At 35.7% G+C, this 17,091-nt stretch carries 17 protein-coding genes; 11 read left to right on the top strand and 6 right to left on the bottom strand.

From position 1 onward, the window contains the following. Positions 1-208: 208 nt before the first annotated feature. Complete coding sequence (locus tag HUW50_RS12790) at positions 209-1,084, top strand: AraC family transcriptional regulator (protein ID WP_066336948.1); 876 nt, start codon at positions 209-211, stop codon at positions 1,082-1,084. 77 nt (positions 1,085-1,161) lie between these two features. Here HUW50_RS12790 and HUW50_RS12785 read toward each other — a convergent pair whose 3' ends face one another. Further along, on the bottom strand, positions 1,162-2,661 hold the full coding sequence (locus HUW50_RS12785) for a coproporphyrinogen III oxidase (RefSeq protein WP_066336951.1): 1,500 nt from the start codon (positions 2,659-2,661) through the stop codon (positions 1,162-1,164). A 271-nt stretch (positions 2,662-2,932) separates the two neighbouring features. Between HUW50_RS12785 and HUW50_RS12780 the strand changes: the two genes are divergently transcribed. Then, positions 2,933-3,262, top strand: a complete 330-nt coding sequence (locus HUW50_RS12780; RefSeq protein ID WP_066336957.1) for a hypothetical protein — start codon at positions 2,933-2,935, stop codon at positions 3,260-3,262. A 207-nt stretch (positions 3,263-3,469) separates the two neighbouring features. Here HUW50_RS12780 and HUW50_RS12775 read toward each other — a convergent pair whose 3' ends face one another. Then, a complete protein-coding gene (locus tag HUW50_RS12775) occupies positions 3,470-4,384 on the bottom strand; it encodes a phosphatidate cytidylyltransferase (RefSeq protein ID WP_185653979.1) in 915 nt (304 codons plus the stop codon). Between the two features lie 103 nt (positions 4,385-4,487). Between HUW50_RS12775 and HUW50_RS12770 the strand changes: the two genes are divergently transcribed. After that, positions 4,488-5,033, top strand: a complete 546-nt coding sequence (locus tag HUW50_RS12770; protein ID WP_066336962.1) for a hypothetical protein — start codon at positions 4,488-4,490, stop codon at positions 5,031-5,033. A gap of 95 nt (positions 5,034-5,128) precedes the next feature. On the opposite strand, the gene HUW50_RS12765 is transcribed toward HUW50_RS12770, so the two are convergent. The 3 genes from HUW50_RS12765 to HUW50_RS12755 form a co-directional block, all read right to left on the bottom strand. Further along, complete coding sequence (locus HUW50_RS12765; protein ID WP_066336966.1) at positions 5,129-5,998, bottom strand: Cof-type HAD-IIB family hydrolase; 870 nt, start codon at positions 5,996-5,998, stop codon at positions 5,129-5,131. Positions 5,999-6,310: 312 nt separating this feature from the next. Then, on the bottom strand, positions 6,311-6,658 hold the full coding sequence (locus tag HUW50_RS12760; protein ID WP_066336969.1) for a YlbF/YmcA family competence regulator: 348 nt from the start codon (positions 6,656-6,658) through the stop codon (positions 6,311-6,313). A 544-nt stretch (positions 6,659-7,202) separates the two neighbouring features. Then, positions 7,203-8,336: a DUF445 domain-containing protein gene (locus HUW50_RS12755; protein ID WP_066337332.1), complete on the bottom strand. Its 1,134-nt coding sequence runs from the start codon at positions 8,334-8,336 to the stop codon at positions 7,203-7,205. A 287-nt stretch (positions 8,337-8,623) separates the two neighbouring features. On the opposite strand from HUW50_RS12755, the gene HUW50_RS12750 reads away from it, so the two are divergent. The 8 genes from HUW50_RS12750 (at position 8,624) to HUW50_RS12715 (ending at position 16,432) form a co-directional block, all read left to right on the top strand. Further along, the gene (locus HUW50_RS12750; protein WP_083964727.1) at positions 8,624-9,988 is read left to right on the top strand and encodes a YheC/YheD family endospore coat-associated protein; all 1,365 of its coding nucleotides are present in this window, start codon (positions 8,624-8,626) and stop codon (positions 9,986-9,988) included. Between the two features lie 69 nt (positions 9,989-10,057). Continuing rightward, the gene (locus HUW50_RS12745) at positions 10,058-11,161 is read left to right on the top strand and encodes a YheC/YheD family endospore coat-associated protein (RefSeq protein WP_066336973.1); all 1,104 of its coding nucleotides are present in this window, start codon (positions 10,058-10,060) and stop codon (positions 11,159-11,161) included. After that, positions 11,161-12,534 carry a YheC/YheD family endospore coat-associated protein gene (locus HUW50_RS12740; RefSeq protein WP_066336975.1) on the top strand — a complete coding sequence of 458 codons (1,374 nt, stop codon included), beginning with the start codon at positions 11,161-11,163 and terminating at the stop codon, positions 12,532-12,534. Before HUW50_RS12745 ends, HUW50_RS12740 begins: the two co-directional genes overlap by 1 nt. After that, positions 12,521-13,582 (top strand): YheC/YheD family endospore coat-associated protein, encoded by a 1,062-nt coding sequence (locus HUW50_RS12735; RefSeq protein WP_066336982.1) that lies wholly within the window; start codon positions 12,521-12,523, stop codon positions 13,580-13,582. The genes HUW50_RS12740 and HUW50_RS12735 overlap by 14 nt, the downstream gene beginning before the upstream one ends. 44 nt (positions 13,583-13,626) lie before the next feature. Further along, positions 13,627-13,836 (top strand): YheE family protein, encoded by a 210-nt coding sequence (locus tag HUW50_RS12730; protein WP_066336984.1) that lies wholly within the window; start codon positions 13,627-13,629, stop codon positions 13,834-13,836. A gap of 57 nt (positions 13,837-13,893) precedes the next feature. After that, complete coding sequence (locus HUW50_RS12725) at positions 13,894-14,085, top strand: hypothetical protein (RefSeq protein ID WP_066336987.1); 192 nt, start codon at positions 13,894-13,896, stop codon at positions 14,083-14,085. A gap of 206 nt (positions 14,086-14,291) precedes the next feature. Next, positions 14,292-15,191: a PucR family transcriptional regulator gene (locus tag HUW50_RS12720; protein ID WP_066336989.1), complete on the top strand. Its 900-nt coding sequence runs from the start codon at positions 14,292-14,294 to the stop codon at positions 15,189-15,191. A 128-nt stretch (positions 15,192-15,319) separates the two neighbouring features. Then, on the top strand, positions 15,320-16,432 hold the full coding sequence (locus tag HUW50_RS12715; RefSeq protein ID WP_066336992.1) for an ABC transporter ATP-binding protein: 1,113 nt from the start codon (positions 15,320-15,322) through the stop codon (positions 16,430-16,432). Between the two features lie 64 nt (positions 16,433-16,496). Here HUW50_RS12715 and HUW50_RS12710 read toward each other — a convergent pair whose 3' ends face one another. After that, positions 16,497-16,739, bottom strand: coding sequence for a hypothetical protein (locus HUW50_RS12710; RefSeq protein ID WP_066336996.1), 243 nt, complete (start codon positions 16,737-16,739; stop codon positions 16,497-16,499). Between the last annotated feature and the right edge of the window lie 352 nt (positions 16,740-17,091).

Raw genomic sequence — 17,091 nt, 5'->3', positions numbered from 1 at the left:
TCCTTCTTTTTTTTAAATATCATAAAGGAAATAAGTTTCTTAATGTGCTAAATCGTGTGTATTTTGTTTGCTGCAACTATTACATTTGTTATGTTGTATCATAGCTAACATACTTTGAAAGTGAACGAGCCCTTCATAATTGTGCACGAAATGTCGGGTAGGTACTTACAACACCTGCTATTCTATTGTTGAGAGGGAGGTCATTTATATGGATTTGCTTGAAAAAATGAATGGAGCATTAACCTATATCGAAGAAAATCTTACGAATGATATTGACTTCAAAGAAGTAGCAAGGCTAGCATTTTGTTCGGAATATCATTTTAAAAGAATGTTTTCTTTCCTTGCGGGTGTTACATTATCGGAGTACATCCGCCGCAGACGCCTCACACTTGCGGCATTTGAGCTTAGTAATAGTAACTTAAGAATTATTGATGTCGCGATAAAATATGGATACAGCTCACCTGACTCTTTCACAAGAGCCTTTCAAAGCTTACACGGCGTAACACCGTCAGAAGCCAGAAATAAGGGTCAATCACTAAAAGCCTATCCACGAATGACCTTTCAACTTTCAATTAAAGGAGGAAGTGAAATGAATTACCGGATAGAGGAAAAAGATGCTTTTCACATAGTTGGTATTAAGAAAAGGGTCCCAATTATTTTCCACGGAGTAAATCCTGAGATTGCCGCTATGTGGGGAAATTTAAATAATGAGATAATAAATAGACTTAAGAATCTTTCTAATGTTGAGCCTTTGGGACTTCTTCAAGCATCATCGAATTTTTCTGAAGGACGAATGGAGGAAAAAGGGGAACTCGATCATTATATCGGTGTTGCAACAACTAATGAGTGTCCTGATGATCTTACACACCTTGAAGTTCCTGCTTTAACATGGGCTGTATTCGAATCAGTGGGACCATTTCCTGAAACGTTACAGGATATCTGGGGACGCATCTATTCTGAATGGTTTCCAACAACAAACTATCAACAAACAGAAGGTCCAGAAATCCTATGGAACGAGCATAAAGATGTTTCCTCACCTACTTTTAAAAGCGAAATCTGGATACCAATTTTAAAAAAAGAATAAATAAATTCCAATAACCTAAAATAGCAGTGTAATTCTCACTTAAGAATCGCACTGCTACAGTCTTAAACCAACCTTATTTATTCCTTTATAAATAGCTCTTCTAATATTTTTATTTTTTCATCAGTATAATGCTTAAACCCATCGTTATAGGACTTAGGATCTTTAGGATTCGCAAAATGAGTAATCTTCATCGTTTCCGGGTGAACAAACTTGCTTGCCGCACCACAGCCAATACCAATAATCGTCTGCTGTTCTTCCATAATCATAATATTGTAGATGCTATCCTGTCCTTTAAGTGCATAACCAACATTTTCTAGGTTTCCAAGAATATTTTTTTGACGATATAAATAGTATGGAGCATAACCATGATCGTTTGTCCATGTTACTGCATGGTCCATCATCGTACTAATTTCCTCACGACTTGCTACCTTATATTTATGCTTGTTTTTAGTCATTTCAGATGCGCGTTTAAACGATAAAGTATGGACAGTTAATGATTCAGGCATAAGCTTAGCTGATTCTGATAGAGTATAATCAAATTCTTTAACACCTTCACCAGGTAAACCTATAATCAAATCCATATTAATATTGTTCATTCCCATAGTTCTAGCTAGATGGAATTTTTCAATTGTTTCTTCCACAGTGTGGTGACGTCCAATTGCTTTTAAAGTATCTTGTATATAGGATTGTGGATTAATGCTTATACGGTCAATCTTCCATTTATTTAGAACATCCAGCTTTTCCTTTGTAATGGTGTCAGGTCTTCCGGCTTCAACGGTAATTTCTCTTATGTTTTCAACATTTGGGAATGTTTCGGACATTTCTTCATAAAGCATATCCATCTCCTCTGCCGTAATACTTGTTGGCGTTCCGCCACCATAATAGACAGTTGTAATCTTTATTCCTTTTTCTTTTAACCAGCGCCCTATTTCCTTCATTTCATAATGCAAGCCACCTAAAAATGAAGTAACTGAGCCTTGACGACCGTTGATTGCATAAGCTGGAAACGTACAATAAGCACATTTAGTTGGACAAAAGGGGATCCCTATATAAATACTGACTTCATTTGACAATGAATCAATATCAGGAATAACCTGTAATTGTCGCTCAACGATTTGCTTCATCAGTTGAATCTTTTCATCAGCAAGCAAATATTCCTCTTTAAACATTCGGTGAATCTCACGCTCTGGCATACCCTCTTGTCTTTTTTTATGATAGAGCTTCGTAGGTCTGATACCAGTGAGGATCCCCCACTTTTGAGTCATTCCTGTATAATCCTGAAGCATAGTCAAATAAACATAAGATAGTGTATTTTTCACTTGTCTTAAATGATCCTTGCCCTCAATATGTGAAGCTATTTGTTGGTCTTTACTTGCTACAAATTCTTCTCCATCTTCCGTACGCAAAAAACCTTTTATCGAAACACCATCGTTGTTCTCTTCAATGAAAAACTCTGCCTCAAGGGTTGCATCACCTTCTGTAAAGCAGAGTTCCGTTTCTTCAAAAAACAAATTACCGATTAAACGAAGTGGCCTATGGAAACGTTCGTCATCTATCCCTTTAATATATATTTTCATTAATAATCACCTTATCTTTTTTTCAAAACTTCTTTAAGTGTACAGAAAAGTCTCCGTGCAGGTCAATGTTAGATGTTAGGAGTGTATAAGTAATAACAATGGATTTATTGATTTTGATTTAACGATAATGAGATTGAGTCTGGCTTTGAATAAGGATAACTACCATTCCATAGCCAGGCTTAATTCACTTTTTCAACTAACAATAAGGCATATTCCCACATAGGACAAACATACAATGGTGATAACCAAATTAATTAGGAGGCAACAACTGTTGAAAAAATTTGCTCCTATTTTTATTATTGTTACTACAATTGCCATCATTGGTTACTTTGATTCTGCTCTCTTTGCCGAAAAAGAAGATGCGATTGCAAGTTTTCCTTTACCAGAAGAAGAAATAGCCTCAGCCACCTCTTCATCTGAGCAGGAAAATAATCAGCCTCAGCAAATAGCTTCTCTAGAAACAAAACTAGTTGATGTGACAGAGGATGACGGCTATGTCGTGGAGGTTTATCGCGAATATGAGGTTTTTAAGGATGAAGCAGGCAACATCGTTGAAAGTATACCTACAGAAAATTATCAATATTTGCGGTATAAAGAATAAAAGCGCAGGCGCCTTGATCAGACTAAGGCAGGCATAAGACGCTCAGGAATAGAAGACGCTCTTTGTCTTCAATTCCTGAGTGGCTTATGACCCCGAGGGTCTAGGCGCTGGAGCTAGACAGCAAAACTAAGTAAGAAAAGTAATAAATTCTGATACCTTGAAAAGGGGTTGACTAGTTAATTCTGTCAACCCCTACTCTACATCTACTTACATAAAATCAAAAAAGTATCGAATGACATGAAAAAATACAGGAGAAGTGTATGTTAAGCTATCTACTCTAGTTAAATAGCTTTTTTTCAATGTGTTTAATTTTTCATTATCACCAATCAATAAATCACGCTTCAATACTGAAATAGTTAAACTTCCAAAAAATCCACTTAAGCTAATAAGCACTCCTGACAAAATACCAAACGTTAAATCAAGTGGAGTTAAATAAGAATAAATAAAGTAAGAAATAATCGTTGTAATGAAAGCAGCTCCGATAAATCCTTCCCACGTAATACTAGGATTTGCAGAAGGAACTACTTTTCTTTTACCAAGATAAATCGAAATCAGATAATGAACTACATCGTTTATTTGCGTTAATACGACGAGAAATAGTACTAGATTTGCTCCATATTCCGGTGTTGCAAATTGATAGTAGGCTAAGTGGCTTAGTCCAAAAACCATCAACATTAATCCCCATTGTGTCGAGCTCACTGAACGTAAAAAACCACTTGTTCCTTTTCCTATTAGCCTAGGCAATGGTAAAAATAAGAAGACATAAACAGGAATGAATACGATAAACATGCCATACCATCCTATATAGATCCAATAAAATTGTAATGGAATCGCAAGGTAAGACCAAAGGAATAAACGCCGATCAGCTTTCCTTGTTTTCATCATTGAAAAATATTCTTTTAATCCAAAGAAACAAAGAATCATTAACGAGAGCAACGATACAGCTGGATTAAATAATGTTGCCATACAAAAAACAACAAACATCCCCCACCAAGTTTTTATCCTTAAAGAAACTGCTGAAAAATCCTTGTTTGGCTCTTTCCTTTTCAAAACAATAAACAGAATACTAACGAAAGATAAACCTAGCAAAATGACTGAAAGTGTCCAAATAGTAGTAACCATGTTCTACACCCACTCAAAATAAAATTAGTATGATCATATATTAAAGCATAATGTATAATTAAGAATAGAATAAAATGGAAAAATGTTAAAGAGGGATTTCTAAATGACATCTAAAAGCTATGTTTATCTATTACTTACAGACACTGGAACATTGTTTACAAAGTCGATCAAAAAGTACACGAAGGCACCTTATAATCATGCCTCGATCGCTTTTGATGCGGAATTAAAGGAAATGTATAGCTTCGGTAGAAAAAACCCTAATAATCCAATTAATGGGGGATTTGTAAAGGAAGATATTTTTACTGGAACCTATAGTAAATACCCTAATACAACTTGTGTGATTTATAAGCTCGAAGTATCTGAACGCGAAATTGAAAAAATGAAGCGCGTTTTAAATGTGTTTATAAAGAATCAAAAGAAGTTTCTTTATAATCTTATCGGTGTACTAGGCGTGTCCATAAATGAGCCTGTGGAATTTAGCAATTCCTTCTTTTGTTCACAATTTGTTGCAGAAGTACTTCATCGCTCAGGAATTAAACTCTGGGATAAACTGCCGGCATTAGTTACTCCTGATGATTTTAGAAAACATAAGGAACTAATTTGCGTTTACGAAGGTAAATTATTTGATTATGGGCCTATAAAAAAGTAAGAAGAGGAAGCAATTTCATTCCCCTTCTTACTTTTGCGTTAGCTTTTAACTATGCTTCCTATTTGTCCGAGTCTATCAAGGTTCTTTCGATTTTTTTATTTATCAACCTTAATTTTACGCAAAAAATCTAATCTTTGTTGTTTTCGAAAATGCTCCTTTACCATGTAAGCTACACCTTGTTGATTGTTAGAACGAGTCACCCAATCTGCTGCTCTCTTTACATCAAATGGAGCATTCCACATCGCTACACCCAGCCCTGCTGAAGTAATTATTCCTATATCATCTTCGCTATCTCCAATCGCGACTGTTTTTTCGATTGGAATTTTCAAATGGCTAGCTAGTGCACGTAATCCATTTTCTTTTGAAGCGCCTTTTCTTACGATCTCAAGCTTTTTCGCTTGATTCACTCTAACATCAACTTTATCAAAAGCTTCAATTACTAATTCAGCAGCTTCTTCTTTTTCTTCCTCACTAGAAAAATGCACGTCAATCTTTGTTGCTCCAACTGGCTCATCTCTTAACGAATCTCCTAATGAATCAACAAATTGCACAGGATAAAACATCGAATCTGATGTGTTTAGAATTGATTTACTAAGCAAATTTGAAGCAATTTTTTTTCTATTTCCAATTGAAAAGCGTTCATGCGTAATGCGAATATTACATTTGAAATTTTCAAGCACTTGAACGAGATTAAACGTCATCTCTTCGGAAATTCTTTTTTCAACTATAGGCTCATCAAGATTATCTGAAATAAATGCTCCCCCGTGAGTTACTAATAATGAGTTTAGCTTTAATGCCTTTGCAAGCTTTTTCGCTGATTGAAAATGCCTGTTTGTTACAAAAGTAACATAAACCCCTTTATCCTTAACATACTCAATAGCTTCTTTCGTTGACGGCTGGAGGCGACCATTCGAACGAAGCAATGTTCCATCGATATTTAATGCTAGCAACCGATAATGAGTCACTGTGGTTCCCCCTTCTACTGATGTAAAAAACCTATTAAGAGGTTATGTCCCCCTCAGCAAAAATAGAACAACAGTATGATTTATATATGAGACAAAATAAGAAAAGCTCAGGGCGCCTTGAACATCCTCGGGCAATAAGATGATTTAGAATAGAAGGCGTTCTTTGCCTTCAATTCTAAATTAGCTAGGCGCTGGAGCTAGACACCAAAACTGAGTAAGATAAGTTATAAATTTTGATAATACAAAAAAACAGAATGATAAAAGATCCATTCTGCTTACTTCGTACAACAAATATTATGTATTTTATGCTACTTAGAGACTTCCATACATTTCTTCAAGTGGCTTCATGATGATTTTATTTAACTCTGTTACGACCATGCTTAATCGTTGCTCTGCTGCCATTAGTTGAGCAATCTTTTCATGTTGTTGAACAAGTTGAACAGATTTTTGCGCTTGTTCAATTTCTTCTTGTGTGATTTCTTCTCCAGACATTTGCTTTTGCTGAAGATTTAATTGAATATTACGGAAGCTTTCAAACATTTTGCTTGCTGACTCATCTGCATTAACTTCTTCATAAAGTCGTTTTAACGCTTTAAAATCGTCACTTTCACGTAAGGCTTTCTCTAAATTGTATGCAACATCATATAAATTGTTAGACATATGATGAGCCTCCTTTCAAGTTTTGACCCATGTAGGCTCTTCCTCCACTATAACAAACTATTATTAAATTTGCATTTAATTAAGAAAAGCTCAGGGCGCCTTGGTCATCGCCGTACAAACTGGAGGAGCATCGACTGAGATAAAGCGAGACTTCCATTAGGGCCTCATCCTAATGGATAGCGAGACTTATCGGACTTTTACGGGCAGTTAACTCACAAGTTATTGTTCTTTGATCATTTTTCTACTGCCCGTTAAAGTGGGGCAAAGGAAACACGGTAAGCGAAACGAACCGATGTTGACTTATCGTAGGGAGATGATCTGAAGTTTGATAGGCGATAGGCGCTGGAGCTAGACACTTAGAAAAGCGCAGGCGCCTTGATCAGCCCCGACAAGCATAAGACGCAAATGAATAGAAGACGTTCTTTGTCTTCGGTTCATTTGTGGCTTATGATCTCGAGGGGCTAGGCGCTGGAGCTAGACACCAAAACTAAGTACAAAGTTTTATATTTTCTTACATGTTTACAAAAGTCAAACAATAGATTACTTATAGAAACATCACAACAATAGCTTGTAATCCACCAATAATCCCACCAAGAAGCGCACCTAAATAGGTAATCATTTTAAATTCTCTTCGTGATATTGAAAGAATCATATCTTCTAGTCGTTCTACAGGGAATGATTCTACTTGTTCACGCACTACTTCTTCTAATTTAAGCTGTTTTAGCATTCCATCTAAATGTGTAACAAGGTAACCGGTTGTTATTTCAACAACCTTTGGAAGCCATTCTCCAAGGATTGTTTCCTCATTTGGCTTTAAATAAACGGAAATCGGAGTAGTTAACAGCTCATCAACATTTAATTGCTCAACAATTGTCCCAACCATTTTTGATCCCTTTTGTGCAATTTCCCACTTCTGATCAATATCCTCAAGCGTCATCTCTTGAATGTTATTCCACTCTTTTGCGATTAACGTACTTACAAGGTTTTTCGTTTCTTGATTTTTCAAAAACTTAAGGACTTCTGGTTGAACTTTATCAATGAGACTATCGTTACCTAAAAACATGCCAATCATATTTCCAAGCATTCCTCTTGTTGAAAGAAAATCTTCAATCATTTTACCTAGGCGCTGCTTACCTTCCTTACTCTCAAAATAAGCAATTCCTTTAACTGTAATAAATTCTCCAAGCTTAGGAATAGCTATGTATACATCATCAAGGATTTCCTTCGGTAACATTTCCTGCAGTGATTTATCCTTATTGCCTTCCACTATACCTACAAACTTGCTTTGCAAAAACTTTTTCAATTTAAAGTTTACTAGCTCAGAAGGATTTCCATCTTGAAAAGTAGCAATAAGCTGTGAAGCTGTTTTGTCTGAGTTTGTAAGCTTTCTAACTTGAGTTTCTCCCCAAGAAATTAGCTGTTGCTGAAATTGCGTCTGCATAAACTTACGCTTAATCCCTTCAACTGTTAACAAATGCTCAACAACCATTTTACCCATTTGGTTTGCAAGTTCCTGTCTTCTTTTTGGTATAAGCCCAGGTGTAAAAGGAATTCTCTTCCCAAACAAATATAGCGGCTTATAAGGATGGAAAAGCATCTTAATTGCTAAATGGTTTGTTACTCCACCTATGGCTGCACCCACTACAATCATTACTATTGTCATTGTTAAATTGTTCATATTCATCTACCTTCCACTACTTCACCAATTTTATGCACTAAACTCCTATAGCTTATTACCACACCTGAAATGAATGGATGATTAAATGTTTTTAAAAACCCGTTAATCTAGAGCTAGACAATTTTTTATTGTCATACTAAATCTATTTACGATCTAGTTTGAAAGTACAATTAAAATTAAGCTAGTTCCGTCCCCATTCCTTCATAAAAAACATACGATATTTATAGAACATCTGCCTATGAACATTATAGAGCTTGTCCGTACGGCGATCAAATGAGGGGTTTACCATGAAACAAAAAATCATCGAAATAACACCTTTATTAAATACTTCTAAGCCTTATTTATGTGAAATGAGCGAAAAACTTAGGAACTATTTAGGTCTACCCAAAAACCTATATTCATTGAAAATTGTCTGTGGAATGCATACTGTGAAATGTCCAATCGTATTTATTAATGAGGATAGTCTAAGTTTGTCTCTCAGTGAACAACTTTTAACTGATATTCACCTACCTTTACATTCCTTATCACTTCAAGGAAAGCTAATCAATTACGATCAACTCCAGCTTGGACCTGTGATCGGTCTGTTAACCGAAATAAAAAAAACCGATAAAGACGTAAGCTTTGGGTCTATTCATGAGTTTTGCAAGGAGCTTGCTATATGTTGCGAAGCAATTGGCGCTTTCTTTTATATTTTTTCTCTATCAACTTATAACAAAGAACAAATAAAAGGGTACTACTTCAATCAAAATCAGTGGCAGGAAGCGATCGTTCCATATCCAGATGTGGTACACAACCGTATCCATTCGAGAAAAGTTGAACACTCTAAAACATTTTTACATGTTACGTCTGATTTTATTGAGAATAAGGTCCCTTATTTTAACGATCGCTTTTTAAATAAATGGGAGGTTCATCAAATTTTAGCTGCTAGCGAGCATCTCAAACCTTTTTTACCTGAAAGTCATTTATTAGAATCAAAATCCAATTTTGAGAATATGCTCAAAGATAAAAAAGATCTGTTCATTAAACCGATAAATGGTAGCCAAGGAAAACGAATTTTTCGAGTAAAGGAAAGAGAAGATGGGACCCACCTTCTTGACTACACTACTTTCTCCGGTGAAATGAATAATGAATATGAGAGCTTTCAACAACTATTTTCCGCCCTTTATCCTCGACTAAAAAGAGAAGGCTTTTTGCTGCAAGAGACGATCCACTTAAAAAGGTATCAAGATCGGACACTTGATTTTCGATTCTTATGCCACAAGAAGGATTTTCATCAATGGAAAGTTTCCTCAAGCATAGCTAGAGTTTCAAGCGTAAACCAGTTTGTTGCGAACTTAGCACGAGGTGGTGAGCTTTACCAAATAAAGAGTATTTTAAATGAACTGTATGGAAAAAGTGAAAGTCTTCATCTCAGGAAACTGTTAGCCGAACTTTCACTGGAAATTGTAACTTGTATCTGTCTTCATGCTGGTGGAGAGTTTGGTGAGTTCGGGATTGACCTGGCATTAGATCAAGATGGTCATCCTTGGATCATTGAGGTAAATACAAAGCCATCTAAATCAATAGATGATCAGAGAAAGTTGAAAATCAGACCTTCAGCACATGCTGTCATTAATTATTGTTTATTTTTATCTCACTTTAATGGAGATTGAGAAGACGTTAGTTATTTAACCATGAAGCCTCGCTTTATCTAAGTTAGAGGAGTAAGGAGAAATAAGTGAATGGAGTTGACCAAATTGGAACAACCGACTTTAGGCTTTTTAGTCGTTAATAAACATCATGAGAATGGATATGCGACTGAAATTGCCAAACGTAGTGCACAATTTAACATTCAATTCGTTAGATTTGAGCCTACTTCAATTGAACCTTCCACATTAATGATTAATGGTGAGAAATATGATCAACAGACACAGAGTTGGAAAAATGAGGTGTTCCCTATCCCTTCATTTATTTATGATCGTTGCTTTTATCACCAAAAACAAGCGATTTATAAATGCAAACCAATTGTTGAATGGCTTAAAAAGAATCCACAAACAACCTTTTTAGGATTTGGGTTACCAGACAAGTGGAAAATCTATCAATCTTTACAGAGTGATCCGATTATTAGCAGCTACCTTCCTCACACAGAACTAGTACGAGAACCAAATCAAATTCTCCACCGTTTGAAGGTTGACACCACTTGTTTATTAAAACCTATTAATGGTTCGAGAGGGAACGGGATCATTGCAGTGAAACATCATACTAAAGCGATTATGATCACCTACCATAAAGGTAAAGATAAAAAAACAAAGGATTTTCAATCAATAAAGGAGTTTGCGAGTTGGTGTGAAAAACTTTTAAAACAGCAAACCTATCTACTTCAACCGCTACTTCCACTCCTAGATAATCAGGGATATCCGTTTGATATTCGTTTGTTTCTCCAAAAAAATAAACATGGAAAATGGGGTTTAGTTGGGAAAGGAGTTCGCAAAGGCTATTATGGCTCCTTTCTATCAAACTTAAATAGTGGTGGTGACGCACTAACATACAGTGACTGGTCCTCCACCTTATCATCAAAGCAAAAAGTACTACTCGAGGATGAACTTCGAACGATTAGTACGCACTTACCTACTTCACTCGAAGAAAAAGTAACTCGTTTATTCGAAATCGGGGTTGATATTGGTTATGCAAAAGATGGTTCAGTATGGATTTTAGATATGAACTCAAAACCAGGTAGAAAAACACTTATCGAAACAAATCCTAATGCAGCAGAAAATCTATTTGAAGCTCCATTAGCCTATTGTCATTTTTTACGAAACCAAGCAGCTATAAAGGAGTCGAACTAATGAGTACAACATATTCCATTAAAATAACAAACTCTACAGATCATTGCATTCACTTACCGATTTCTACAATGAAATTCGGACACGTTAATACACTATCATTCGGAACTCTTATGCTTCCTTGTGAGGTTCAATACAGTAAAGAGCTAGAGGAGAGTATCTTATTACCGCTCGTGATGGCAAATCAACTAATGCTTCCTACTAATGGAAAAACACATCTCTTCTTTAATGATGGTACCCTTCATTTAGGACCCTTAATTGGTATTTTCACTGCAGGGTTTACTGAATCTATACTGCGTCCGATTGGTGAACGCTCCTTATTTTTCGCTAAATTTTTATCTCTTGATCAATCGCTAGGACTTTACACATTTGTATTTGGTGCCCACCATATAAATTGGGAGGAAGGCACTATAGATGGCTTTACCTATGGAAAGAATGGCTGGAAGCAAGTAACTTTTCCGTTTCCAAATTCTGTATACGACCGTTTACCGAATCGGCGAATCGAAAATCATCAAGCATTGAGACTCGTAAAAAAACGCCTAACTGAGGAATACTCCATACCTTGGTATAATCCTGGATTTTTTAATAAATGGTCAATCCATAAGCTTTTAGTTCATGACACTCAAGTAGCAAAGTATTTGCCAGCTACTTACCATACTCCTTCCATTAGCAAAATGGAAGAAATGCTCGCTTCTTTCCAAAGCATCTATTTAAAGCCTGCAAACGGCAGTTTAGGTCTAGGAGTCTATCATCTTATGTATTCACGTGAGGATAATCAATATTATTCTAGATATCGAGATGAAAAGGAAGTTAATCGATTAAGAAAATATCCTTCCATTGAACATTTCTTAAAGGCGTCCTTTAAAGACAGACTTCTTTCTAGTTATCTCGCTCAACAAGGCATTAAATTGATTCGTTTAGATGGGAAGCCCATTGATTTTAGAATCCATACAAACAAAGATGAAAACGGCGTATGGAAAGTCACGGCTATTGCAGCAAAGGTTGCGGGAAAAGGGAGTGTTACCACACATTTAAATAGTGGAGGTGCTGTTAAAACACTCGAAGAAATATATCCTGAGCCACAGGATCGAGTAAAAGCCTTTCATGACCTAACAGAGGCAGCAATTATTTTAAGTAATGTCATTGATGACAAGATACAAGGCTTTATCGGTGAGATTGGCTTTGATTTGGGAATTGATCAAAACGGAAGGATTTGGATGTTTGAGGCAAATTCAAAGCCTGGCAGATCGATTTTTTGCCACCCAGAACTAAAAGATGCAGATATTCTCTCACGTAAGGCATCTCTGGAATACGGATTATATTTATCCAAAAAGGCCATTTTTAATCCTGAGGAATTGATTCATGAAGAAGTTTAATTACTCCCCTCTTGTTGGAATTCTAACAAGTAAAGGCAAACTAGAGGATTCCTTTCGCGGTGATCACTCAGTTTTTAAGTCGATCCAAAAGGAACTCATGAAAGTTGGTGGTCTATCCTTTATTTTCACAACAGAAGGCGTCCATAGGGACTATGTTTCTGGCTATATCTATTTGCATCATGATCAAAAATGGGGGAAGCTTTCCTTCCCCTTTCCTGACCTCATCTATAACAAAGTTTCTTCTAGAATAGAAGAAACACATGCCCCATTTTTAGCTCTTAAACAACTATATAAAAAAGAAGGAAAGTATTTTTTCAATCCCTGTTTTTTTAATAAATGGGAAAGCTATTGTTCTCTATCAAAATCAAAGCAACTATCAGCTTATTTACCCAAAACTTGGATTTATACAAATATAAACGATTTACTTTCTAAATTAAGCACCTATCATGCCCTTTACGTTAAGCCTGTAACGGGTCATAAAGGAAAAGGCATTTATAAGCTATCTTTTGATGGATTACATTTCTACCTCCATAGAAAAAATAAAAGGATAAAATATTTCCACTCAGATTTTGTGCAGGACATAGAGACGCTTTTAAAGAACAAGCAGTACCTCATACAAACAGAAATCCATACTGATAAAATTGACAAATGCAAATATGATTTAAGAATCCTCTGCCTATTTGACAATGGTATACATAAAATCTTCGGGGTTGGGGTTCGAAAAGCAGCAGCTCACTCAATTATCACTCATGTTCCAAATGGTGGAGATATTATTTCATTTCAACGTATTGAGCATAAATGTTCTATTTCGCAATTAAATTGGTTAGCTCAAACAGTTGGTGCTCAACTAACAGAAAGCTACGGATTTATCGGTGAATTTTCAATGGATGTTGGGTTAACCCCTCAAGGAGATCCAATGCTATTTGAAGTTAATTCAAAGCCTATGATATTTGATGAAATGACTATCCAAAAAAACCGAATAACCCAGTTAGTAGAATTGTTTACAAAATTAACAAATGTTACCACATTTGTTCAGGAGGATTTTTGAGCATTTCGCCGTATTAATCCTAATATAGGAAAGGGGCGATAAGGTTGATTACACATTTTCAATATAAACCTTTGTTTAAGCAAGTAAATTTACCAGGCTGGCGAATCTCCTTTTACTTTAGAGGAAATCATTACGACGGAACCTACCATAAAAATGGACAAATTGAATGGGGCGTTATGACACCCCCTAAGGAGGTAGTAACAGATATCCAATCGCAAATTCACGAACTAATGCTTTTCCATGTATACGAATAATTATGAATGATGATAGCACCTCCAGCACAAACTACCGTGTATGAGGAGGTTTTAAAAATGACAAAAAAAGATGATGCTGTAAAACAAGATCTGAATTATGAAGGGAAAGACAAAGCTTATTTGGATATTGACCGAATAATAAATGAAGGATTATCTGGCGGTTCTGTTCATATGAGAGAAGACACGACTAATATTGAAGAAGCAAGGGATCTAGTAAAAGAAGAACCACCACATCAAATTGAGGAATAAGGCTGCAATTATTATTGCAGTCTTTTACTTTTCACTTAATTATAGAAAGCAGCCCCCCCTCTAATACTCTAAGCTTAACCACATTTTATCGTTCCTAAGGTTTACAGATAATATTAAGACGTAAACTCACAATACTTAGGCTTTCATGCTTACGCTATCTTTTCTATAATGGATATAAAGAATCCATGCACTAAAGGAGCATTCCGATGTTAGAAAATCTTATGCAACATTATAAAGAAGCCATGACGATTACATATAATCCAAATGATACAAGATTTAAATGGTTCCGAACTGAGATTGGGCAAATCTTTGGTATTCTTAAAACTACCTTAGCAGAAAAAGAAATAGATCTACTCACTTCTCTATTTCAACCAGTTGAATTGCTGAATGAAGATCACTTTACAGTCTCTCAACGTAAATGGTTTGATTATCTATTTACTGAGAGTAAAAATGGTGAATCCCCCCTTCCATCAGATCATGTGACACTCCGGTTTTATTACTTTTATTTAAAACAACCAATAGAGGATAAACAGAACTTTGAAGCAGCAGTTCAAGGTATTATTAACTCCGAACTTGTCATTTGGTTAAGTAGTTCTCATGGTATTATTATCGAGGAAAAACCGACTATAACCTTTGAAGTTGAATCCCTAAAGGATCTAAGTGATACATTAACGACTGATTTTTATGTAGAGCCATATTTTTATATTGGACAACTACAAAAAAATGATCATGCTTTGAGAGACAAATTTTCCTTAGAGCAAAGCTGCTTCCAAACCTTGCACCGTTCTGCTAATCGTGAAAAAGCATTAACCTTTTATGAGGGATTACCCTTACTGATCATGAAGTCTCCATCAAGTGTTAAAAAGGATATTCTATCTAATCATTTAATAGAGGCAATTGAAGATAATGAGCTTCTTTATACGATTGAGGCCTTTTTACAATCAAATTTAAATGCATCATCAACGGCTAAAAGATTATTTATTCATCGTAATAGCCTCCAATATCGATTAGAAAAGTTACTAGAAAAAACGGGTTTGGACATCCGTACGTTTTCAAATGCTACTTTTATTTTCCTAGCAATTATGCTAGTTCGTCATGAAAACTAGCATAGCATTTACAAGTTGCACAAAAGAGCCTAATTTTTTTCGTGCAACTTGTACGTTTACTTCTTTCTATGAAATCCCTTACAATGAAAACAAGTTAAAACGCTTTCAAAAATGGGGAGGAATTAAAAATGGCTGAATTAAGACTAGATAATATTTACAAAATCTATGACAATAAAGTAACTGCAGTAGAAGACTTCAACCTTCATATCCAAGATAAAGAGTTTATCGTATTCGTTGGTCCATCTGGTTGTGGTAAATCTACTACACTTCGTATGGTAGCAGGATTAGAAGAAATCTCAAAAGGTGATTTCTTCATCGACGGAAAACGTATGAACGATGTAGCACCTAAAGATCGTGACATCGCGATGGTATTCCAAAACTACGCTCTTTACCCACATATGAACGTATATGACAACATGGCATTCGGATTAAAGCTTCGTAAACTACCAAAAGACGAAATTGAGCGTCGTGTAACAGATGCAGCTAAAATCCTTGGACTTGAACAATACTTACAACGTAAGCCAAAAGCATTATCAGGTGGGCAACGTCAGCGTGTTGCACTAGGTCGTGCGATCGTTCGTGATGCAAAAGTATTCTTAATGGATGAGCCTTTATCTAACCTTGATGCTAAGCTTCGTGTACAAATGCGTGCTGAAATCACAAAATTACACCAACGCTTACAAACAACAACAATTTATGTAACACATGACCAAACAGAAGCGATGACAATGGCTACTCGTCTTGTTGTACTTAAAGATGGTTTAATCCAACAAGTTGGTTCACCTAAAGAAGTATATGACAAGCCTGAAAATGCATTCGTTGGTGGATTCATTGGCTCACCTGCAATGAACTTCTTTAAAGGTAAACTTACAGATGGTAAATTCTCATTTGGTACTACTTCAGTAGTTGTTCCAGAAGGCAAAATGAAATACCTTCGTGAGCAAGGCTATGTAAACAAAGAAATTCTTATGGGAGTTCGTCCTGAAGAAATTCATGATGAGCCAGTATTCATCGATGCTTCTCAAAATACAAAAATCACTGCAAAAATTGAAGTTGCTGAGTTAATGGGTGCAGAAACTATGCTTTACTCTGAAATTGATGGTCAAACATTCGTAGCGCGTGTTGACTCTCGTACAGACATTAAACCAGGTCAAACACTTGATTTAGCTTTAGATATGAACAAAGCTCACTTCTTCGATACTGATTCTGAACTAAGAATTCGCCCTGCTGGTGAGAAATAAGAAATGGACAAAAAGCCTCGTTCTAATGAACGGGGTTTTTGTTTTTTTCTATAGTGAAACAAAGTCACTCATTTATAGCATTTGTTTCTTCATGCTGACACGTAGGACAATAAAAATAATGAATACATTTATGTTCTTCTAAGGAGTTTGCATTTCCATCAAACAGCTTCATTATATCAATATCCATATATGCACTATAATCATCAAGATAATCAGTGATCTTCCCTCTATCCTCCATGATCCTCTGGCAATTAGGACATTGGATAATTCGCGTCTCCAATCCATTACATAAAGGACACAATTCCATCGACCCATCCCCTTTATTAACTACATATTTTTAGAATCTCTAAACATCATTATTTTATGTAAGAAATGCGGAATACATTGGGCAGCCTTGAGATAAAAGATGATGTGATCACTTTGCATTCAAAACAAGACATCCTTTGTTTCAAACTACAGTTCTTGAAGCAAGTTATTAAGAAAAAATTACCACCTTTTCTTTGAATATTAACGAAAGAATTATCCATAATACTTAGTAACATCAAGCAACAACGCAAGCGCAAGCAACACTTTTTCATGAATGGGTTACGCCAAGTGAGGCAATGAAACCAATAAGGTCTTCATATGTTTGGTGCAATTCCAACTAACCCAACCAATAC

It is taken from the genome of Metabacillus sp. KUDC1714, assembly GCF_014217835.1.
Classification (GTDB): domain Bacteria; phylum Bacillota; class Bacilli; order Bacillales; family Bacillaceae; genus Metabacillus; species Metabacillus rhizosphaerae.
Note: the sequence above shows the minus strand (reverse complement) of the source record. Positions and strands in the feature narration are given on the sequence as shown.

Coding starts and splice junctions, on each gene's coding strand:
- HUW50_RS12790 (WP_066336948.1), top strand. CDS start 209: ATGGATTTGCTTGAAAAAATGAATGGAGCATTAACCTATATCGAAGAA.
- HUW50_RS12785 (WP_066336951.1), bottom strand. CDS start 2,661: ATGAAAATATATATTAAAGGGATAGATGACGAACGTTTCCATAGGCCA.
- HUW50_RS12775 (WP_185653979.1), bottom strand. CDS start 4,384: ATGGTTACTACTATTTGGACACTTTCAGTCATTTTGCTAGGTTTATCT.
- HUW50_RS12770 (WP_066336962.1), top strand. CDS start 4,488: ATGACATCTAAAAGCTATGTTTATCTATTACTTACAGACACTGGAACA.
- HUW50_RS12760 (WP_066336969.1), bottom strand. CDS start 6,658: ATGTCTAACAATTTATATGATGTTGCATACAATTTAGAGAAAGCCTTA.
- HUW50_RS12755 (WP_066337332.1), bottom strand. CDS start 8,336: ATGAACAATTTAACAATGACAATAGTAATGATTGTAGTGGGTGCAGCC.
- HUW50_RS12750 (WP_083964727.1), top strand. CDS start 8,624: ATGAAACAAAAAATCATCGAAATAACACCTTTATTAAATACTTCTAAG.
- HUW50_RS12745 (WP_066336973.1), top strand. CDS start 10,058: ATGGAGTTGACCAAATTGGAACAACCGACTTTAGGCTTTTTAGTCGTT.
- HUW50_RS12740 (WP_066336975.1), top strand. CDS start 11,161: ATGAGTACAACATATTCCATTAAAATAACAAACTCTACAGATCATTGC.
- HUW50_RS12735 (WP_066336982.1), top strand. CDS start 12,521: ATGAAGAAGTTTAATTACTCCCCTCTTGTTGGAATTCTAACAAGTAAA.
- HUW50_RS12725 (WP_066336987.1), top strand. CDS start 13,894: ATGACAAAAAAAGATGATGCTGTAAAACAAGATCTGAATTATGAAGGG.
- HUW50_RS12720 (WP_066336989.1), top strand. CDS start 14,292: ATGTTAGAAAATCTTATGCAACATTATAAAGAAGCCATGACGATTACA.
- HUW50_RS12715 (WP_066336992.1), top strand. CDS start 15,320: ATGGCTGAATTAAGACTAGATAATATTTACAAAATCTATGACAATAAA.
- HUW50_RS12710 (WP_066336996.1), bottom strand. CDS start 16,739: ATGGAATTGTGTCCTTTATGTAATGGATTGGAGACGCGAATTATCCAA.